This is a genomic window from Aquimonas sp. (assembly GCF_044377145.1).
Classification (GTDB): Bacteria; Pseudomonadota; Gammaproteobacteria; order Xanthomonadales; family Xanthomonadaceae; genus Aquimonas.
Genome location: NZ_JBILJQ010000001.1, coordinates 102202 through 121368 on the forward strand (window position 1 = coordinate 102202; position 19167 = coordinate 121368).

The 19167-nt window shown below is 66.9% G+C and carries 16 protein-coding genes; 6 read left to right on the forward strand and 10 right to left on the reverse strand.

The features are described from left to right. Positions 1-408: 408 nt before the first annotated feature. The 6 genes from ACIQ7H_RS00420 to ACIQ7H_RS00445 form a co-directional block, all read right to left on the reverse strand. Positions 409-1050, reverse strand: a complete 642-nt coding sequence (locus ACIQ7H_RS00420) for a response regulator (RefSeq protein WP_395787239.1) — start codon at positions 1048-1050, stop codon at positions 409-411. A 131-nt stretch (positions 1051-1181) separates the two neighbouring features. Next, positions 1182-1835 (reverse strand): DUF2058 family protein, encoded by a 654-nt coding sequence (locus tag ACIQ7H_RS00425; protein WP_395787241.1) that lies wholly within the window; start codon positions 1833-1835, stop codon positions 1182-1184. Positions 1836-1886: 51 nt separating this feature from the next. Then, on the reverse strand, positions 1887-2114 hold the full coding sequence (locus tag ACIQ7H_RS00430) for a SlyX family protein (protein ID WP_395787243.1): 228 nt from the start codon (positions 2112-2114) through the stop codon (positions 1887-1889). Continuing rightward, on the reverse strand, positions 2107-3453 hold the full coding sequence (locus tag ACIQ7H_RS00435; RefSeq protein ID WP_395787245.1) for a UDP-glucose dehydrogenase family protein: 1347 nt from the start codon (positions 3451-3453) through the stop codon (positions 2107-2109). The genes ACIQ7H_RS00430 and ACIQ7H_RS00435 overlap by 8 nt, the downstream gene beginning before the upstream one ends. Before the next feature lie 154 nt (positions 3454-3607). Beyond that, positions 3608-4345, reverse strand: coding sequence for an FKBP-type peptidyl-prolyl cis-trans isomerase (locus ACIQ7H_RS00440; RefSeq protein ID WP_395787247.1), 738 nt, complete (start codon positions 4343-4345; stop codon positions 3608-3610). 135 nt (positions 4346-4480) lie between these two features. Continuing rightward, positions 4481-4909: a DUF3429 domain-containing protein gene (locus ACIQ7H_RS00445; RefSeq protein WP_395787249.1), complete on the reverse strand. Its 429-nt coding sequence runs from the start codon at positions 4907-4909 to the stop codon at positions 4481-4483. A 56-nt stretch (positions 4910-4965) separates the two neighbouring features. Between ACIQ7H_RS00445 and ACIQ7H_RS00450 the strand changes: the two genes are divergently transcribed. Continuing rightward, positions 4966-5466: a nuclear transport factor 2 family protein gene (locus ACIQ7H_RS00450; protein ID WP_395787251.1), complete on the forward strand. Its 501-nt coding sequence runs from the start codon at positions 4966-4968 to the stop codon at positions 5464-5466. A gap of 42 nt (positions 5467-5508) precedes the next feature. Here ACIQ7H_RS00450 and ACIQ7H_RS00455 read toward each other — a convergent pair whose 3' ends face one another. After that, a complete protein-coding gene (locus ACIQ7H_RS00455) occupies positions 5509-6069 on the reverse strand; it encodes a glutathione peroxidase (protein ID WP_395787253.1) in 561 nt (186 codons plus the stop codon). A 145-nt stretch (positions 6070-6214) separates the two neighbouring features. Between ACIQ7H_RS00455 and ACIQ7H_RS00460 the strand changes: the two genes are divergently transcribed. From ACIQ7H_RS00460 to ACIQ7H_RS00480, 5 genes are all read left to right on the forward strand, one after another. Further along, positions 6215-7240, forward strand: coding sequence for a hypothetical protein (locus tag ACIQ7H_RS00460; RefSeq protein WP_395787255.1), 1026 nt, complete (start codon positions 6215-6217; stop codon positions 7238-7240). Positions 7241-7514: 274 nt separating this feature from the next. Next, the gene (locus ACIQ7H_RS00465) at positions 7515-10172 is read left to right on the forward strand and encodes a DUF349 domain-containing protein (protein WP_395787257.1); all 2658 of its coding nucleotides are present in this window, start codon (positions 7515-7517) and stop codon (positions 10170-10172) included. Further along, positions 10169-11458: an amidohydrolase family protein gene (locus ACIQ7H_RS00470; RefSeq protein ID WP_395787259.1), complete on the forward strand. Its 1290-nt coding sequence runs from the start codon at positions 10169-10171 to the stop codon at positions 11456-11458. The genes ACIQ7H_RS00465 and ACIQ7H_RS00470 overlap by 4 nt, the downstream gene beginning before the upstream one ends. Before the next feature lie 118 nt (positions 11459-11576). After that, complete coding sequence (locus ACIQ7H_RS00475) at positions 11577-13163, forward strand: amidohydrolase family protein (RefSeq protein ID WP_395787261.1); 1587 nt, start codon at positions 11577-11579, stop codon at positions 13161-13163. A 471-nt stretch (positions 13164-13634) separates the two neighbouring features. After that, positions 13635-15566, forward strand: coding sequence for a CHASE2 domain-containing protein (locus tag ACIQ7H_RS00480; RefSeq protein WP_395787263.1), 1932 nt, complete (start codon positions 13635-13637; stop codon positions 15564-15566). A gap of 31 nt (positions 15567-15597) precedes the next feature. Here ACIQ7H_RS00480 and ACIQ7H_RS00485 read toward each other — a convergent pair whose 3' ends face one another. From ACIQ7H_RS00485 to ACIQ7H_RS00495, 3 genes are all read right to left on the reverse strand, one after another. Further along, positions 15598-16365, reverse strand: a complete 768-nt coding sequence (locus ACIQ7H_RS00485) for a helix-turn-helix transcriptional regulator (RefSeq protein ID WP_395787265.1) — start codon at positions 16363-16365, stop codon at positions 15598-15600. Positions 16366-16535: 170 nt separating this feature from the next. Further along, entirely contained in the window at positions 16536-17492 is a 957-nt protein-coding gene (locus ACIQ7H_RS00490) for a hypothetical protein (RefSeq protein WP_395787267.1), read from the reverse strand. 170 nt (positions 17493-17662) lie between these two features. Beyond that, positions 17663-19117: a hypothetical protein gene (locus ACIQ7H_RS00495; protein ID WP_395787269.1), complete on the reverse strand. Its 1455-nt coding sequence runs from the start codon at positions 19115-19117 to the stop codon at positions 17663-17665. Positions 19118-19167: the final 50 nt, after the last annotated feature.

Below are 19167 nucleotides of genomic sequence, written 5' to 3' on the forward strand. Positions count from 1 at the left end.
CGACTCAGCTACGCGCGTTTTCTCCCCTCTCCCAGTGGGAGAGGGTCTGGGGAGAGGGTTCGTCAGCCCTCGAACTCCATACCCGCGCCAACACGTCGCGCGATCATCCAGGCGCGATCAAGCACAAGACGGGGCAAAGTCGGGCAACAACGAACTGCGCGCGGTCCGCGCGCAGACCCCAAGCCGCTAGCCACTTCAGCGCCACGCCAGAATTGCGCCGCTAGCAGCCTGTCGGGCTTTGGGGGTCGAGGCGAAAATCCGACTGCGCGAGGACAGTTTTTCGACGATTCGCAGGCCGAGTGGGCTCTCTTGGTCAAGAATCGGCGGAAAAGTGGACCGCGCAGGCGGATTTGCAGCCCGGCCAACCACAGTCCGACAGGCTGCTAGGCTGGGCCTTGCACCGCCCGCCTACTCGCTGCCCGGATCAAGCAGCCCATGCTGGCGCGCGAAGCGGGCCAGCGACACCACATCACGCACGCCAAGCTTGTCGTAGACCCGATATTTATGCGTGGCAACAGTCTTGGCGCTCAAGCTCAGGCGCTCGCCGATCTCGGTCATCTTGCGGCCCTGGGCCAGTAGCAGGGCGACTTCGAGCTCGCGCGGGGTCAGGCTTTCCACCACCGATGCGTGACCATTCAGGCCGTCGAGCGCGATCTGCCGCGCGATGTCAGCGCCGATATAGCGGCGCCCGCGCGCGACCTCGCGGATCGCCTGCATCAGCTCCTGACCCGGACAGCCCTTGCTGAGATAGCCGGAAGCGCCCGCTTCGAGCACGCGCTTCGGCATCGGGCCATCGCTCAACACCGACACCATGATCAGTCGACTCGACGGCAGGCTGCGCGACAGCCGCTCGGTGACCTCCAGCCCGGACAGCCCCGGCATATGGAAGTCGCACAGCACCACATCGGGCTTGAGCTTGCGCAGCAAGGGCAGCGCCAATTCACCCGAAGCCGCTTCGCCGACCACCTCGAAATCTGCTTCACCAGCCAGGATCGCCTTGATACCGCTGCGAACCAGTTCATGGTCGTCAACCAGGAAAATCCGAATCATCGTGTGCCCCCGCACGGTGCCGCCCCAGCCCCCCACGCCCAGCAATCCCCTGGCTGGACAATCATGCTGCATGTCTACCCGCATTCACCGCCGTGATGCAACCGTGAGCGCACCTGCGCCCGCGTTCGCACTTACCAGACCAGATCGTCCGGCACCTGGAAACGCGGATCGACGTAGTCCTCGCCGCCCTCCTGGGCGTTGGGGTCGACCTTCAGCGCCAGGCATTCGGGCATGAAGCCCCGCGCGACCTGCGCATGCTCCAGGCTGACCAGGTGATAGCGCCCGCCGGCGGCAACCACGGCCAGCTCGCCACCGTTCAGGAGTTTGAGCTGCTCGGCGGTGACGTAAATGCGGCGGATCTTGCCGGCGTGTTCGAAGTGTCGCGGCAGGTCAGCTTGTGGATTGTTCAGCGACGCACTCTGCATCAGGGTGTGCAGGCCGAGCCGAGCCTCGCGACGACGCGCGGCTTCGGCCTGTCGCTCGCGCTCAAGACGTTGCTGCTCTTCGCGCTCGGTGCGCGTGCGCAGGGCATAGGCACGGGCCAGATCGATCTCTTCAGCACTGCCTGTGCTCGGCGCGGAAGATGCAGGCTTGCCGCGACCGCGATCGTTGCGCGGCGGCCGGGAACGCTCCTGATCGCCGCCGGAACGCTTGCCCTGCGATGGCCGCGACGCGCCGGCATCGGCATTCGTTGTGCCTTGCGGCGGACGACGCTCGGGCCGCGGCGGCGGCTCAGGGGCCTTGAAGCCAAGCTTGGTCAGCTGATCGCGTAGTGATGTTGTCATGGGCTTGAACGGTATTCTTAGAGGAGTCAGGGTAACGCGCTGCGCCGCAGTCTAGTAGTGCGGCGGCGGCGGTTCCTGTGACGGGTCGGCGTACAGCAGACCGCGCAGCGCCTTGAGATCGGTCAATGACAGCTCGAAACGGCGCTCGAGCTGCTCGATGCGCAGGGCCTGGTCGGTCACCACGGCATTCAGGCGCTGCAGGGTGTCGTCCTGGAACGCGAGCCGCATTTCCAGTTCGACCACGCGCTCGACCAGCTGTGCCACATGCTGCTCATCCACGAGCAGTCACCTGCAGCGAGCGGCCGCGGCCGATGCCGTAGTAGGCGAGGCCGGCGGATTCGACCAGTTCGGGGTCGTAGATGTTGCGGCCATCGATCACCACCGGCGCACTCAGCATCGACTTGATACGGCGGAAGTTCGGGCTCCAGAAGGCCTTCCATTCAGTCACCACCACCAGTGCATCGGCACCCTCCAGTGCCGCATAGGGTTCGTCGACCAGCACCAGGTCGGCGCGCTCGCCGTAGATGCGGCGGGCCTCCTCGCGGGCCTCGGGATCAAACGCCGCCACGCTGGCGCCATCGGCCCACAGCTGCTCGATCAGGCGCCGCGCCGGCGCCTCGCGCATGTCATCGGTATTGGGCTTGAAAGCCAGGCCCCACAGCGCGATGCGGCGGCCTTTCAGAGTGCCGAAGTGGCGGCGCAGCAGGTCGTGCAGCTTGTCCTTCTGGCGATGGTTGACGGCCTCTACGGCCTCGAGGATGCGGGCGTCAAAGCCATGCGCGCCAGCGGTTCGATGCAGCGCCTGGACATCCTTGGGAAAGCAGCTGCCGCCATAGCCAGCGCCCGGGTAGATGAAGGAGAAGCCGATCCGCGGGTCCGAGCCGATGCCGATGCGCACCTTCTCGATATCGGCGCCAAGGTGTTCGGCGAGGTTGGCCATCTCGTTCATGAAGCTGATCTTGGTCGCCAGCATCGCGTTGGCGGCGTACTTGGTCAGCTCGGCCGAGCGCAGATCCATCGCGACGATGCGCTCGTGATTGCGGTTGAACGGCGCATACAGGGCGCGCAGCAGGCTGAGCGCGCGGGCGCTGTCGCAGCCGATGATGATGCGGTCGGGGCGCATGCAGTCCTTGACCGCATCGCCTTCCTTGAGGAATTCGGGGTTGGAGGCGACATCGAAAGCGATGTCGGAACCACGGACCTTGAGGGCTTCGGCAACGGCCGCCTGCACGCGGTCCGCGGTGCCCACCGGCACCGTCGATTTGGTCACCACCAGCGCCTCACGCTGCAGGTGCTCACCGATCGTGCGCGCCACCGTGAGCACGTGGCGCAGGTCGGCGCTACCGTCCTCATCCGGCGGCGTGCCGACGGCGATGAAGATGATGTCGGCATCGGCCAGCGCGGCCGCGGCGTCGGTGGTGAACAGCAGGCGCCCGGCGCGGCTGTTCTCCAGCACCATGGGCTCAAGCCCGGGCTCGAAAATCGGCACCTTGCCGGCGCGCAGACCCTCGACCTTGGCGGCGTCGATATCAACGCAGGTGACGGTATTGCCCACTTCCGCAAGGCAGGTGCCGGTCACCAGGCCGACATAGCCGGTGCCGAAAACAGTGATGTTCATGCGCAGACTCCAAACGGGGGCGCGAGGATAGCAGACTGTGATGGATATCCCATTTCAAGCGCAATCGGCGCATCGAACTCGATGGCGCCCGCTCAAAACGCGAGCGGCCGGCGGATCAGATCCGCCGGCCGCAGGGTGCTGCATGTCGCGAAACTTACTCGGCTGCCGGCTGCGCGGATGCGGCCTGCGGCGCAACGATCTCAATCAGCTCGACCTCGAACACCAGGGTCGAGTTCGGGCCGATCGGACCCGGCGTGCCGCGGTCGCCATAAGCCAGTTCCGACGGCAGCCACAGGGTGTACTTGCTGCCGACCGTCATCAGCTGCAGGGCTTCAGTCCAGCCGGGGATGACCGCGTTCAGCGCGAACTGCGCCGGCTCACCGCGATCGACCGAGCTGTCGAACTTGGTACCGTCGAGCAGGGTGCCGGTGTAGTGCACCTTGACCGTGTCGGTCGCGGCCGGGCGCGGGCCGGTGCCTTCGGTGACGACCTGGTACTGCAGGCCGGACTCGGTGGTCTTCACGCCCGCCTTGCTCTTGTTGGCGGCGAGGAAGGCTTCACCCTCGCTGCGGTTCTTGGTGGCGGCTTCCTGCTGCGCTGCAGCCTGCTTGGCCTGCAGACGCTCGGAGAACGCCTGCTGCACGGCCATCGCTTCTTCCTGGCTGATCGCGGGCTCGGTGCCGGCCAGGCCGGTCTCGATGCCGCGCACCAGGACCTTCAGGTCGACCTCGTCCTTGATCTGAACCAGCGAGCCGGCGATCTGCAGGCCGATGACGTAGCTGATCTTGTCTTTATCGGTTTCCAGCGTGTCCTCGGCAACAACGAAGGACGAAAACCCGATCGCAGCGACAGTGGCCGCAGCGAGCAGGGTGGTGCGCAGGGAGTGCTTCATGGGTTCTCCAACAGTGGGAGCCGTAAATCCGACGGCTTCGGGGCTCGATATTGTGGGGTGCACCCCGCAGGGGTGCAACGCCGCGGGCCAAGACTGCGCTTGGCGCGAAAGGTTCAACGGCATTTGCAATCGAACTCAGACCGGCAAAAGCGGACCCAAGGCGAGCAGATGACAGGCCAGCACGCCCGCGGTCAACCAGCCGCGCAGGCGACGGAACCAGGCCGGCGCGCGCATTCGATCGGCCGGCACATCCAGCCACCACTGGCCGACAAAGCCGGCTGCGAGCAGGATCAAGCCCGCCACCGGCGGCGCCTGCAGGACGCCAAGCGCATACAGGCTCGGCAACACCGCCAGCACGAACTGCGCGGGCGAGCCGGCTTCAAGCGCGCGGCCCCAGCGCACCCCGCCGAGGAAGGAGAGAATCAAGGCCGAGTAGGCCAACAGGGCCGGCAACGCGAGCGAGCGCCACGGCGGCGACCACACCGACAGTGCCAGCAACGCGAACGGGGCGAGGCCGAGCAGGCCCAGCCAGATCGCCATCGATTCCGCTTTGCCTGCTTTCACGTGTGTTCCCTCCGTCCGCGTTCATGCTGCGCGCATTCGACCCGATGGAGCCCGATTTGGAAACCTTGACCGAACTCGACGCACTGCGCAGCCGTCATCCACATCCGCCCACCGCGGGCAGCCCGGCCGAGGCCGAGGCGCTGGCGCGTTTCGGCGCCTTCTTCGAAAGTTTCAGCCCGGACCGGGTTGGTGGCCTGCTGGCGGCGACCTATGCCGAAGACATCTACTTCAATGACACGCTGAAGGCAGTGCGCGGGCGCCACACCCTGGCGCACTACCTCGCCGAAAGCGCTGCCGCCGTCGAAGACTGCCGGGTGCGGGTACTGTCCACCACGCGTACGGCCGAAGGCGAATACCTGCTGCGCTGGCGCATGAGCATCCGCTTCAAGCGCTTCCGCCGCGGCGTCGATACCGAAACTGTCGGCCTGTCGCACCTGCGCTTCGACGCCGATGGCCGCGTGGTCTACCACCAGGACTACTGGAACGCCGCCGATGGACTGTATGAGCACATCCCCGTGCTCGGCAGCCTGATCCGCCTGATCAAGCGTCGCCTCTAGCGCGCAGTCGAGCCCGCCTGCGAAAAGGCGGGCTCGCGGTGATCAGCCGCCGGCGTCTTCGGCCAACAGCTTCTCGATCTCGGCGAGCATTGCCGCATCGTCAGGTTTGGTGCGGCTGCCGAAGCTGCCCACGATCTCGCCCTGGCGATTGATCAGATACTTGTGGAAGTTCCAGCCGGGCTCCTGGCCGGTGGCAGCGGCCAGCGCGCGATAGAACGGCACCGCCTCCTCGCCCTTCACCGACACCCGCTCGAACATCGGGAACTTCACCCCGTAGGTCAGAGTGCAGAACTCCTCGATCTGGGCCTCGTCCTCGAACTCCTGGCCCATGAAATCACCGGACGGAAAACCGACCACCGCGAAACCACGCTCGGCCAAGCGCTGATGCAGCGCCTCAAGCCCTTCGTATTGCGGGGTGAAGCCGCATTTGCTGGCGGTGTTGACCACCAGCAGCACCTGGCCCTCGTAGCGCTCGCAAAGGTTCACCGGCTCCTTGCCGGCGAGCGGGCGGAAGCTTACGTCCTGAAGGGCGCCGCAAGTGGCGGCGGAAGGGCCGGAGGAGATCAGGCCAAGAGCGAGGGCGGCCAAGGGGAACAAGCGCATCGGAAACTCCTGAAGGTGGGCACGGTTGAAGACGCGCAGAGGCTACTCCCGGAACGTCGCCGTGCGGTGAAATCGATGCCACCGACATGTCGCAGCTGCGCAGCGTTCTGCGTATATGTTGCAGACCCGGCGCCAAGGAGCGGTTGTGCCGGCCAACGATGGGAGAGTCTCGATCATGATGGATTTCAGCCTTGGCCAGATCATCGGCCTGTTGCTTCGCACCCTGCCCTTTCTGCTGTTGAGACTGGCGGTGTATCTCGGCATCACGCTCGCCTATGTGGTCGCCACTGCAGGCGGCGCCGGGCTCGGCTGGATGTTCGGCAAAGTCGCCAGCGACGGCGCGGCCGGAGCCACCTGGGGCGCCTTCATCGGCTTCGGCGTGATCAGCGGCGTTCTGTACTGGGCGCGCGAATACTTGCTGTATCTGGTCAAGGCCGGCCACATCGCGGTGCTGGCCGAGCTGCTGCAGGGCAAGCAGATTCCGGGCGGTCGCGGCCAGCTGGAGCATGCCAGCGCCGTGGTGAAGGAGCGCTTTGTCGAAAGCTCGGTGCTGTTCGGCGTCGATCAACTCATCAAGGGCATCCTGCGGGTGTTCAACCGCACCATGCTGATGATCGCCAATTTCCTGCCAATTCCCGGCCTGGACGGTCTGATGAAGTTCGCCAACACCGTCATCAACACCTCGCTGACCTATGTCGACGAAGTGATTCTGGCGCATGCCATCCGCACCGGCAGCACGAATGCCTGGGCCTCGGCGCGCGATGCGGTGGTGCTGTACGCGCAGAACTACAAAGTGATGCTGAAGAACGCGGTGTGGCTGACCGTCATCATCTGGGGGCTGAGCCTGGTCATCTTCATCGTGGTGCTGGGCCCGATCGCCGCCTTGGCCAGCTTCTTCCCCGGCATCGCCGGCTTCTGGACCTTCGCACTGGCGATCGTGGCTGCAGTCAGCATCAAGGCGGCGATCGTTGATCCGCTGGCGATGGCGGCGTTGATGCAGGTGTTTTTCAAGGTCACCGAAGGCCAGGTTCCCGACCCGACCTGGTCGAACAAGCTGGAAAGCATGTCCGACAAGTTCAAGGAGCTGAAGGACAAAGCGGGCGGTATACCGCCGCAGGCGGTGCCCGGGCTGCCGGTCGCACCACCGCCGCCTCCGCCTGCCGGGGTTTGATGCTGCGGGGTTCGAGGTTCGAGGTTCGAGGTTCGGGATCGGGAAGCCGGCGCACCTGCCGGCTTCTGCACCCAAGGCCAGGCGCCGTGCAGCCCGACAGCACCGGCCGGCTTCGGCGCGAACCTCCTTCGCTGCGCCGCAGGCCCCACCTGCGGCGCGGGCCGGGGCCTGCGGTTTCAGTGACATTGCGATGACAGCGGCCACAGCGCCCACACAGACGCCATAATCGCGGGCTTCGCGGCAGCCGCCGCAGTCGTTGCCGAGATCGCCCCGCATGAAGCTGTTCAGCCGCTTTCGCCGTCCGCTGTGGGAACACCCCGAAGCCAACCACCGCATCGAAGCCGTGCGCAGCGAAACCGCGCCCGAACTGATCGCAGCCCTGCCGCAGATCGCCGCCAGCGACAGCGCCGCCGAGGTCCGGCGCGCCGCGATTGCACGCATCGACAGCGCCGATGTCCTGCTGGGCCTGCTCGCCAGCGAAAAGGACAGCAGCTGCATCGAGTCGATCATCAGCCGCGTGCGCACGCGCCTGCTCGACCCGAAATCGCCGGTGGAAGAACGCCAGCGCTTGGCCGCGCACCCGAAGCTGCCGGCCGACCTGCAGGAAACGCTGGCCGAGTCCGCCCCCGAAGTGGCCCTGCGTGAAGCCGCGCTGGCGCGGATCAACAAGCCCGGCCTGCTGCAGCGGCGCTGCCTGAAAGACCCCGATGCCGGCCTGCGCTTACGCCTGCTGGAGCGCATCGAAGACGAAGCCACGCTGGAGCGCATCGCTGAAGCCGCTCGCGGCCAGGACAAGACCCTCTCGCGTCGCGCGCGCGACAAGCTTGACGCACTGAAGCTCGCGCGCGGAGATGCCGGCGCGATCAACCAGCGCGCTTTGACCCTGGGCGGCAGCTTCGATGTTCTGGCGCGTGCGCTGCCCGCCGACGCCCAGGTCCAGCTCGATGCGCTGCTGGCCGAAGTCGAGCAGCTCGCACCCAAACTCGACGCCGCCCTGTTGCGGCGCCTCCAAGGCCATGCTGATACCGCGCGCGCTGCGGTCAGCGCCCTGCTGGGTGCGCATCTGCCCAAGCCGGTCGTGCAGCCGGTGGCTGCCGAACCTGCTGCTGATATCGCCACCGCCGAGTCCGCAACGACCGATGCGTCGATCACCGGCAACATCGACACCACGGCCGACGCACAGGTCGGCGACGACGCGACTTCAGTCGACCTCAGCGCCATTGAACCCACCGGCGCCGAGATCAGCGCCACCGACGCAGCATCGACCGACGCGCCAATGGCTATGCCTGTAGCGGGTGCGGGTGCAGATGCCGCCGCCGTCGCCACCGAGCCCACCGCCAAGCGCGAGCCCGCCGCACCGGACGAAGCCCTGCGTGAAGCGCTTAAGCGCGGCCTGGCCGGCGTCGAAGATCAACGCCTCGGTGTCGCCCGCCCCGCGCTGGACGCCGTGCGTGCGCGCTTGGCCGCGGGCATTCGTGCCACCCCGGCGCAGCGCGAACAGCAGCGCGCGCTGGAAGCCGGCGTCGCCGAGATGGAGCGCTGGCAGCGCTGGGCCGGCAACAAGGTCCGCGCGCGTCTGTGCGACGAGGTCGAAGCCCTGCTCGGTGCGGGCATGCACCCGGATGCGCTGGCCAACCGGCTCAAGGAGCTGCAGGACGAGTGGGCCAAGGTCGAAGCCGCCGAACCCGACCACGGCGAGCACGCCACCGGCATCGCCAAACGCTTCCGTGCGCTGTGCAATCGCGCGATCGCACCGGCGCGGCCGTACTTCGAACAGCGCCGCACCCTGCGCAGCCAGAAGGCCACCGAGCTCGAAGCCGTAGTCACCGCGCTGGACGCCGAGTTCGAGCAGGCGCCGGACGATCTGAAGCCGCTGCGCGAGCGCGTGGTCGAAGCCCTGCGCGCGCTCGATGAGGTCGATCCGCGCTCGCGCTCCACCTTGGACAAGCGCCTGCGCGCGCAGCTGGCCAAGGTCGACGAGATCCGCGATGCACGGCGCGCCGAGGCCGTCGCCGCCAAGCAGGAGCTGCTGGAGCGGCTGCGCTTCGCCGCCCGCGGCGACAGCGCGCGCGCGATCGAGACCGCCAAGGCGATCCAGAACGAGTGGAAATCCGCACCGCGCGCCGACCGCAAAACCGAAGACAAACTCTGGGCCGAACTGCGCGGCCTGGTCGATCCGCTGTTCGAAGCCGTACGTGCCGATGCCCAGGCCCGCAGCGCCGGCTTCGCCGCTGCCGAAGCCGAACGTCGCGCCCTGCTGGAAGCGGTGCAGGCGCTCGGTGTCGAGGGCGACCTGGCCCAGGCCGACGCCCAACTGGCTGAGCTTGAGGCCCGCTGGCAGGCGCAGCAGCCGGCCCGCGAAGAGGCCGCTGAGGATCCGCGCCGTGGCGCGCGTGATGCGCGCAGCCCGCGTGGTCGCGAGGATTCACGCAGCAGCGGCGGTCGCGATGATCGCGGCGAACGCCGCCCGCCGCGCCCAGCGCGCGCCGCCGAAGGCAGCATCGAACGCGAGTTCGAGAAAGCGATCGAACGCGTGCGCGCCGCGCAGAAAGCGCAGCGCGACCAGCGCAGCCGCAACGCGCTGGCCAACCTCGCCGCTGCCGTGCTGGATGCGTCCAAGGATGAACAGTTGAGCGAGTCCGAGCGCCGCGAACTCGGTAACGCCCGTGCCCGCAGCGTGGATTCGGATGCACGCGAGGACGCGCTGATCCGGCTCGAACTCGAAGCCGGCATCGAGGGCCCCAGCGAGGCCGCCGCGCGGCGACGCGAACTGCAGATGCAGCGCCTGGCCGAACGCATGGGCGGTGCCGCCAGTGCCGCCGAAGCCACGCCGCGTGCGCAGTTGCTGGCCTGGGCGCCGTTCACCGTCGATGCCAGCGCCGCACAGAACGCCCGCGCCGGCCGCGCCTTCGAGGCCCTGCTGAAATCATGAGCTTCGACCTGCTGCTGCGCGGCGTGAATCTGGTCGACGGCCGCCACGGCGTCGACGTCGGCGTACGCGGCGGCCGCATCGCCGCGGTTGAGCGCGATCTCCCGATGGAAGCCGGCGAAGTCATCGAAGCCGCAGGCCAGCTGCTCAGCGCACCGTTTGTCGATGCGCACTTCCACATGGACAGCACGCTCAGTCTCGGCCGGCCACGCCTGAACCAGAGCGGCACCCTGCTCGAGGGCATCGCCCTGTGGGGCGAGCTCAAGCCTGATCTGACGGTCGATGCCGTGGTGCAGCGCGCACTGGCCTACTGCGACATGGCGGCGGCCCAGGGCCTGCTGCACATCCGCAGCCACGTCGATATCTGCGACCCGCGCCTGCTGGCCGTCGATGCGCTGCTGGAAGTACGCCGCCAGGTCGCCCACTACATCGATCTGCAGCTGGTCGCATTTCCGCAGGACGGCTACCTGCGCGCACCCGGCGCGATCGACAATCTCAAGCGCGCGCTCGACAAGGGCGTCGATGTGATCGGCGGCATTCCGCACTTCGAGCGGACCATGGACGACGGCAGCGAGAGCATCGCCCGGCTCTGCCATCTGGCCGCAGAGCGCGGCCTGCCGGTCGACATGCACTGCGATGAAACCGATGACCCGCTGTCGCGCCACATCGAAATGCTCAGCGCCGAAACCATCCGCCACGGCCTGCAGGGCCGGGTCACCGGTTCGCACCTGACCTCGATGCACAGCATGGACAACTACTACGTGTCCAAGCTGCTGCCGCTGATGGCCGAGGCCGGCATCCACGCAATCGCCAACCCGCTGATCAACATCACCCTGCAGGGCCGCCACGACAGCTACCCGAAGCGGCGCGGCATGACCCGTGTGCCCGAGCTGCTGGCGGCCGGCATTCCGGTCGCGCTGGGCCAGGACTGCTGCATGGACCCGTGGTACAGCTTCGGCTGCGCCGACATGCTGGAGGTCGCGAGCATGGGCGCGCATGTGGCGCAGATGACCTCGCTGGCCGGCATCAGCGCCTGCTATGCCGGCGTCACCGACACCGCAGCCCGCGTGCTCGGCCTCGAAGACTATGGCCTGCGCGAAGGCGGCCCCGCCGACATGGTGCTGCTGCAGGCGGCCGACCCGTTCGAGGCGATCCGCCTGAAAGCCACTCGCCTCGCAGTCATCCGCCGCGGCCGCGTGATCGCCCGCAGCCCCGCGCGGACCAGCACACTCAACTTGCCGGGCAGACCGCCAGAGATCTCGCTGCAGTTCCGGCCGGGCAGCCTGTAGCAAACGCCGGACGCGGTGCAGTCAACGCGACGGCGCAGCGATGCCCCCAACCTTCGACCATCGCCGCCGCCCTTGAGCACGTGCACACTGCCGCGCACGTACTCATCGGACCCGCCTTATGCGCCCTGCCCTGCTCCGTTGCGCCCTTGCCCTGCTGCTGGGCATGACCGCCGCCGAGGCGGCGATTCCACCGGCGCCGGAACGCGACGAGGGTGAGGGCCCGTACACGCAGCTGATCCTGCGCGGCGTCACGGTCATCAATGGCACCGGCAGCCCGGCCTTCGGCCCGGCGGATGTGGTGATCGAGAACAATCGCATCGCCGAGGTGCGCATTGTCGGCAGCGCCGATGCGCCGATCGATGCGGAGCGCCGCCCGGCGCTCAAGCCCGGCGGCCGCGAGCTGGATCTGAGCGGCCACTACGTGATGCCCGGCATCGTCGATATGCACGGCCACATCGGCGGCGACGAGCAGGGCGTGACCGCCGAGTACGTCTACAAACTGTGGCTGGCGCATGGCATCACCAGCGTGCGCGACCCCGGCTGCGGCAACGGCATCGACTGGTGCGTGTCGGAACAGAAGCGCTCGGAGTCGAATGCGATCACCGCGCCGCGCATCTTCCCCTACGCCTTCTTCGGCCAGGGCCGGGTCGGGCCGATGCTGACGCCCGAGCACGCCCGCGAATGGGTGCGCGATATGAAGAAGCGCGGCGCGCTGGGCATGAAGTGCTTCGGCTACCGCCCGGAAATTCTTGAAGCCGCGTTCGATGAGCTGAGCAAGCAGGGCATGGGTTCGGCTTGCCACCATGCCCAGCTCGACGTAAAGCGGGTCAACGTGCTCACAACCGCGCGCTGGGGCCTGACCACGATGGAGCACTGGTACGGTCTGCCTGAAGCCCTGTTCGACGGCCAGACCGTGCAGGACTACCCGCCCGGCTACAACTACATGAACGAGCAGCACCGGTTCGAGCAGGCCGGCCGGCTGTGGGCGCAGGCGGCGGAAAAGGGCAGCGAGAAGTACGAAGCGGTGATGACGGAGCTGCTCGAACTCGACTTCACCATCGACCCGACCTTCACCATCTACCAGGCCACCCGCGACCTGATGCGCGCGCGCACCGCCGAATGGCATCAGGACTACACCCTGCCCGCGCTGTGGGAGTTCTTCCGCCCCAGCCGCACCAGCCACGGCAGCTTTTTCTTCGACTGGGGCAGCGAGCAGGAAACCGCCTGGCGCGACAACTACGTGCGCTGGATGGCCTTCATCAACGACTTCAAGAACCGCGGCGGCCGCGTCACCGTCGGCAGCGACTCCGGCTACATCTACAAGCTGTACGGCTTCGGCACGATCGAAGAACTGGAGCTGCTGCGCGAGGCCGGCTTCCACCCGCTGGAAGTGCTGACCTCGGCCACGCTCAATGGTGCCGAAGCGCTCAAGGCCGGTGAGCGCATCGGCAGCATCGAGCCCGGCAAGCTGGCCGACATCGTGGTGCTGAGCGAGAACCCGCTGGCCAATCTGAAATTGCTCTACGGCACCGGCCACATCCGCATCGATGCCGCCGGCGAACCCGAGCGCGTCGGCGGTGTGCGCTACACGATCAAGGACGGCATCGTGTTCGATGCCGCCGAACTGCTCGCCGAAGTCCGCGCGATGGTGGCCGCGGACAAGCAGGCCAAGGGGATCGAGCGCCTGCTGCAGCCGGGGCGGTGACCGCGAGCGTGGAGCAGGCTCAATCCGCCACGCGTAGAGACTGCCGGCCGGTACCTCGCAGGGGTTTCGAGGGTCGCAGCGGCAGCACCGCCCCGCCCATCGCGGCCGCCATCCGGCTCCGGCGGGCTTCGGCGCCCGCGCGCAGGTTGTCGCCTGGGCTTTTCTGCACCGCGACCTCGCTGGGGCTTGGCGAGCGCATCGCCGCCTAGCAGCCTGTCGGACTTTGGCTGGCCGGGCTGCAAATCCGCCTACGCGGTCCACCTTTCCGCCGATTCCTGACCATGAGAGCCCACTATTGGCCTGCGAATTGTCGAAAAACTGTCCTCGCGCAGTCGGATTTTCGCCTCGACCCCCAAAGCCCGACAGGCTGCTAGTTGAGGGCAGCCAGACCTGACAGGCGCACCGCAATACTTGCAAGACACCTGCTTTCACCTATTGGCATAATCGTCGCCTGTTCTCAGCTAGGTCGCCATGGCCGTTCCCACGCGTCGATTGCACCGTTTCCTCCTGGGCTGGGCACTGCTGTTCGGCCTGGTCATGTTGGTGCGCGCGCTGGGCGGGTTGCAGCCGGCTTCACTGCACGGCTTCGATCTCTTCAGCACCCTGCTGGCTGATCAGCAGCCCAGCACCGAGATCGTGCTCATCGGAATCAACGATGACGACATGCTTCGTTTCGGTTCGCCGCCCTACGAGGACGATCGTTACGTCGATGCCTTCAGCCGGCTGTTCCGCGCCGAACCTGCCGCGGTGATCTGGGCAGGCCTGCGGCCAGTGCACATGGGCAGCGGCGCCGAGGAGCTGAATACAATGATCCGCAGCCAGCCACGCTGGTTTATCGGGGTCTCACCTGCCGGTGCGGCGCAACCGGAGATCCCCGCCCTACCTGCGTTCATGGAGGCCGGCAGAGTCGGTCATCTGACCCAGGTCGCCGACCGTGACAACGCCACGCGCCGGATCTTGCTCTCGCTGCGCAGTCCGGACGGTACAAGGACGCCCCACCGCGGACTGCTTGGCGTCAACGCCTACCTCCAAGCCCGCGAACCGCAGCGTGAGCCGCTGCGGCTGGACGCCGACAGCACCCTGCTGCTGGAGAACGTGCGCTACCCCGCGCACCCGTCCGGGAGGTTCGGCGAATACCTGAGCGGGCTCGATGACTCGGCACTGTGGAGCCACCTGCTGCAGGACGTGAGGCGCGCTGACTATCGCAGCTACAGCCTTTCGCAGCTGTTGGACGGCCAAGTCGACGACGACGCCTTGCGCGATCGACTTCTGGTCGTGGGCACCGACTCCATGCTTCGCTTGCGTCCGGTGATGTCGGCCACCAGTTTTCGTTGGTTCGACGCCCCGCAGTGGCTCAGCACTCTCGTACTCACCGCGCACCAGATCGACAGCCTGCTGGCGCTCGCACGCGGCCAGGCACGGCCATTTGTGGCGCTGGGCGAGCCCGCCACCTGGGTGCTGCTGGGGACGTATCTGGCGGCACTGCTGTGGCTGCTCATGCGCGGCCAGCGCGTATCCGCATGGACTGCCCTGGCAGCGGCTGCGGCCGCCCTGACCCTGGGGCTGGCCCTGTTTGCGCATGCCTTGGGGGTCTGGCTTCCTTGGGTGCCGGCCCTGCTGCTGTGCCTCGGCGCCTTTGTCTGGCGAACCCTGCTCGGGCTTGAGCAAAGCTCACGAGAGCGCGAGCGGGCGGGTTTGCTGCAGAGGGTCATTGATTCACTGCCGGATCCCATGTGCGTGATCGACGCCGGCGGCACCATCAAGGTCGGCAATCGCGCTTTCGGCCGGCTTGCTCTGACTGATCAACTCGGCCGACTGCAGCTCAGCAACGCCGTCGATGCGGACGCCCTCGTACTGCATCTACCCTTTGGCGACGCCGAGCTGCACGTCGACGCGCTCGGGGGAGATCGGCTGCTGCGGGTGCTGGCGTTCAGGCGGCAGGATCAGGTGGTGCAAGACTTCGGCCGGATCGAAGCGGCAGTCGAACATGCACTGGCAGACACCGGCAGCGCCTCGCCGCTGCAGTTGGCGCTGATCGAAGTGGTCGACCATGCCGCACTGGTCGAGCACGACAGTGACAGCTTCGCCGAATTGGCGGCGCGTGAACTGACGCAGCGGATCGCCGCCAGTTTTGTCGAGGCGCGGCTGCTGTGCCGGATCACGCCGGCGATCTGGCTGCTGCTTTGGGCCGCTGATGAAAAGGCCGCCGCCGACCTGCAGGACGGGCTAGCCAATGCCGTCGCCTGGCCCCTCAATCTGCAGGGCCGGGCGCTTTCGGTCGAGCTTCGCTCGGTCACGCGGTCGCTGCCGTCCGCGCCGGTCGCCGGGCTGCGCTTGCTCGTCGACGGTCTGCGCGATCAACTGCGCACATCGGCCGCGGCAACAGTGACCAACCGCCGCTGAGCATCTCCCGGGTCAGTTGAGCGCTGCTGCGTCAGCGGCCGACGCATTGCTCCCGGTACTGCGCCGGCGTCACTTCGAAGGCTTTCTTGAAACTGTTGCCGAAATGCGACTGCGATGAAAAACCGCAGGCCAGGGCAATCTCGACCAGCGGCAGGCCGGTGTCCGCCAGCAGGGCGCGGGCGTGTTCGAGTCGGCGTCCGATGATGAAGGCCAGCGGCGTGGTGCCGGCCTGCTCCCGAAGCAGGCGGACCAAGTAGGTCATCGAACAACCCAGATGGCGCGCCAGATCCTCCACCGCCAGATCAAATGCAAGGCGCGTATCGACGAAACGACTGAGGCTTCGCAGCAAGGCCTGTGCCTCGCTGTCGGACGGAGTCAGCGCATGGTTGAGCAGGTCCAGCAGCGAGCTGTCGAGCGACTCCGGCAAGCTGCCCATCGCCGACTGTGCCAACACGAACTGACACCAGTGTTCGAAGCCGGGCTGATAGCGAGGCGCTGGCGCCATCAGCCAGCCCGCGATGGCAGCCGGTGCCTGCTGCAGCTCGACGATCAGCAGGTTGAAACCGTTCGGGCTGCGCCAGCGCAAAAAGGTACCCATGCGCGCAGCAACCGCCATGCGTGGCGCAAACGACTGTTCGGGGCTCCCCAGCCATTGGGTTTGAGCCAGGCCCTCCATATGGGCATACAGCGTGGTCGGCGCACTGCTGGTTTCGGCGTGAATCCCGGGCAGGCAGGTCTGCCGCCGCACGCGCAGCCGCGCGCTTTCTACCAGCACCCGCGTCGGCGAGGGCTTGCTCAACAGGCTCGACCGGTGCGCTGGGTCATTCGCGCAGTGTCGCCATTCGGGGGTTCAAGCGGAGTGGGTCCGAGTGTGGCTGCCGCCGACCGCGCAAGCATAGCCGCTGCCGCGGCCGCGCGGCCCCACCTGCACCCGGTGGGACCGCGTGGGAAGCAGAACGCCCCCCGGCCTCAGCCGCCCGAGAGGATCAGTTCAGCGGCTACCGCTGCCGCGCCAACGTCACTGACTGAACGGCCCTGTGACCAGCTCTGGGTCGCCGGCAACCTCAACAGGTAGGCGTTGTTGATGACCTGGGTCCGGTTGGGATCACTGAAATAGGCGCCGTGCGAGTAGGCCGGATTGCGATAGCGGTAGCACGCGACGCTGCGCACCCAGCAGGCGCTGTCGCTGCTGATGAAGCGGTCGCCGAAGTTGAACGCCTCACTGGTGAAGGAATGCCAGCGGGCGTTGCCGACGCGGCTACCGGCGGTACTGTTCAGATCGCGCATGAACTGCGAGTCAGAAACCGCCTGGATGCCTTGGGTAGTCCCCGAGAACGCCCCAGCAATGGTGCCGCCATGCGGCACGCCGTAGCTGTAGACGCCCAGGATCGGCATCGCCGCGAGGCTGGGGAAATCCGGATCGCCGCTGGAAGCGCGCGACACAGCCTGGCGCACCACCAGACCGCCCAGTGAATCGGCGATCACCCGCACCGGCCGACCGAAATCGCGGTACTCCTTGGCCACAGCCCAGGCGAAGCGATAGGCAACGTGGCGCAAGCTGGTATCGCGGGTCAGCACGGTGATGTTGGTGGGCGCATCCTGTCTGCGCACGCCGGAATCACCAAGGAAGTTCTTGGTATAGACAGTGCTCTGCAGATTGATGTCGCAGTTGAAGTTGTCGCTGTAGTAGCCGACGGTGCGGATGCGGCCGGAGATGCCGGTGGCGCGCAGGATGTTGTCCTGGTTGGCCCAAATGCCGCGACAATTCCAGGCATCGTTGCCGCCGCTGCCGTTAGCGGAGCTGTTGTAACCATGCAGAAGCAGAACCGTGTCGGTGGCCGCCGCCTCAGCACGCGGCGCAGCGCCGAGCAGCAGGGCAAAGCCGACCGCAGCGGCGGTGAGCAAATGATTGCAGAAAACTCTCATGAGAAACCTCGTTCGGGAAGAAAGCCGGGGGCGCGCAGGCAGCGCAAGCAATGCGCAGCGCTCAATAATGTTATCTCCCGTTTCTTCCTGCGTATTGCACAAACCGCCCGCGGGCTGGCAGAAAAAGCCCGTCGGCTGCCCGATCAACCGGCTGCCGACGGGCCGCGGGATCAGCAGCCCGGCGAGGCAGCCGCCGCCGGCGTGCTGTCAAGAATCACGCCAGCCGGCGCCGAAATCAGACCCGGAATGAAGCCCTGCACGTTCCAGTCGACAGTTTCATTCGGGCGCAGCACTTTGCTGGCGATAGTGGAGGCGGTCGGGCCGGCCGGGCAGCGCACGAAAGCGCGAGCGATCGGCTTCTGCACGCCGTTTTCGCGGATGCGAAACGCACCGTCGTAGTGCCGCGACTTGGCAACCGCGCCGGAACACGCCTGCTGGCCGGGATACGCCGCGATCTGCAGCCTAGCGGTCACGCAAACGCCGCTGCGGTTGGTCGCGGCGAAATTCAACAGATACTCCGCACCGTAGTTGGCGGTGGACCAGGGATCGCTGTCACGCCCTTCGGACTGCCCGGAGTTGTTGGCCGAGTAGTAGCGCAGGGCCGGTGCCCGCTGCGAGGCACTGGAGGGCGTCGGCGTCTGCGGGTTCATCACGCAGCTGCTGCCGACCTGCTGGTTGGGCGGCGCCGAGAGGAATTGCCAGCCGCGCGAGGAGGTAGCGCTGGTAATGCTGGCACTGGTGGAGCCGGCCCAGCGCTCGAACCGGTAGATCCCTGCGGGTCGGCCCCAGCCAATACTGTTGAGGTCGGTGCAGGGCGCACCACCGAACACATTCTGGCTACCGTCCGGGTTGAACGTCGAGGGCACGTTGCCCCAGGCGTACTGACGCTTGCTGAGCGTATTGGCCAGCGATTCCGAGAAATTGTTCGCAGACGCCGCCACCACCCGCACGCGCAGGCAGCCCGAGGTCGCGCGGATCTTGATGCGGGCGTCCAGCGACGCGCCGCGGGTGCCACGCAGCATGAACAATGGAAACGGCTGGCTGATGGTGCGGCCGCTGACGTTGATGAAACGCGAGCCGAAGTTGTCGCTAAGCGCATTGATCCAACTGGGCAGGCTGCCCGTCAGTGATGCCAACGAGACCGAGTATGAGGGGCTCTTGCCCGGATCGAGCGTGGTGGCGGTGTCACCAAGAACGTCGCGTTGGGAGATCGCCGAACCATAGGCATTGAAGGTCGCACTGGAGCCGGCGGGCTCGATCAGCAGGAAGATCCGATCGACCTGCTGATCACTGCCACTGGGTGCTGCCAGCAGATGGTGCATGTAGAACGCGAACTCGCGCATTGAGCCGGACGGACAGGCGCCATCGAGCGTGCCTGTCGTGAGCGCACGGTTGACGGTACCAGCGACGATCGGCGTCATCGGGTCGGTCCCAAGCAGCAGGCCCTCGCGACTGACGCTTTCAGGATTGTTGCTGACGACGATCGGGCTTCCCTCCATGGTGCCCGGCAAGGGCTGAAGGCTGCCGTAGGCCGGTTGAGCCTGGCTGCTGCCGCTCCAGGCGGCGCAGACAGCCAGGACCGCAACACTGAAGGCAAGCAGCGGGTGACGCGTGGATTGGAACATCGAGATTCTCCTAAGACGTGGGCGCCACCGACGCCAGGCTGCGCGGGGCG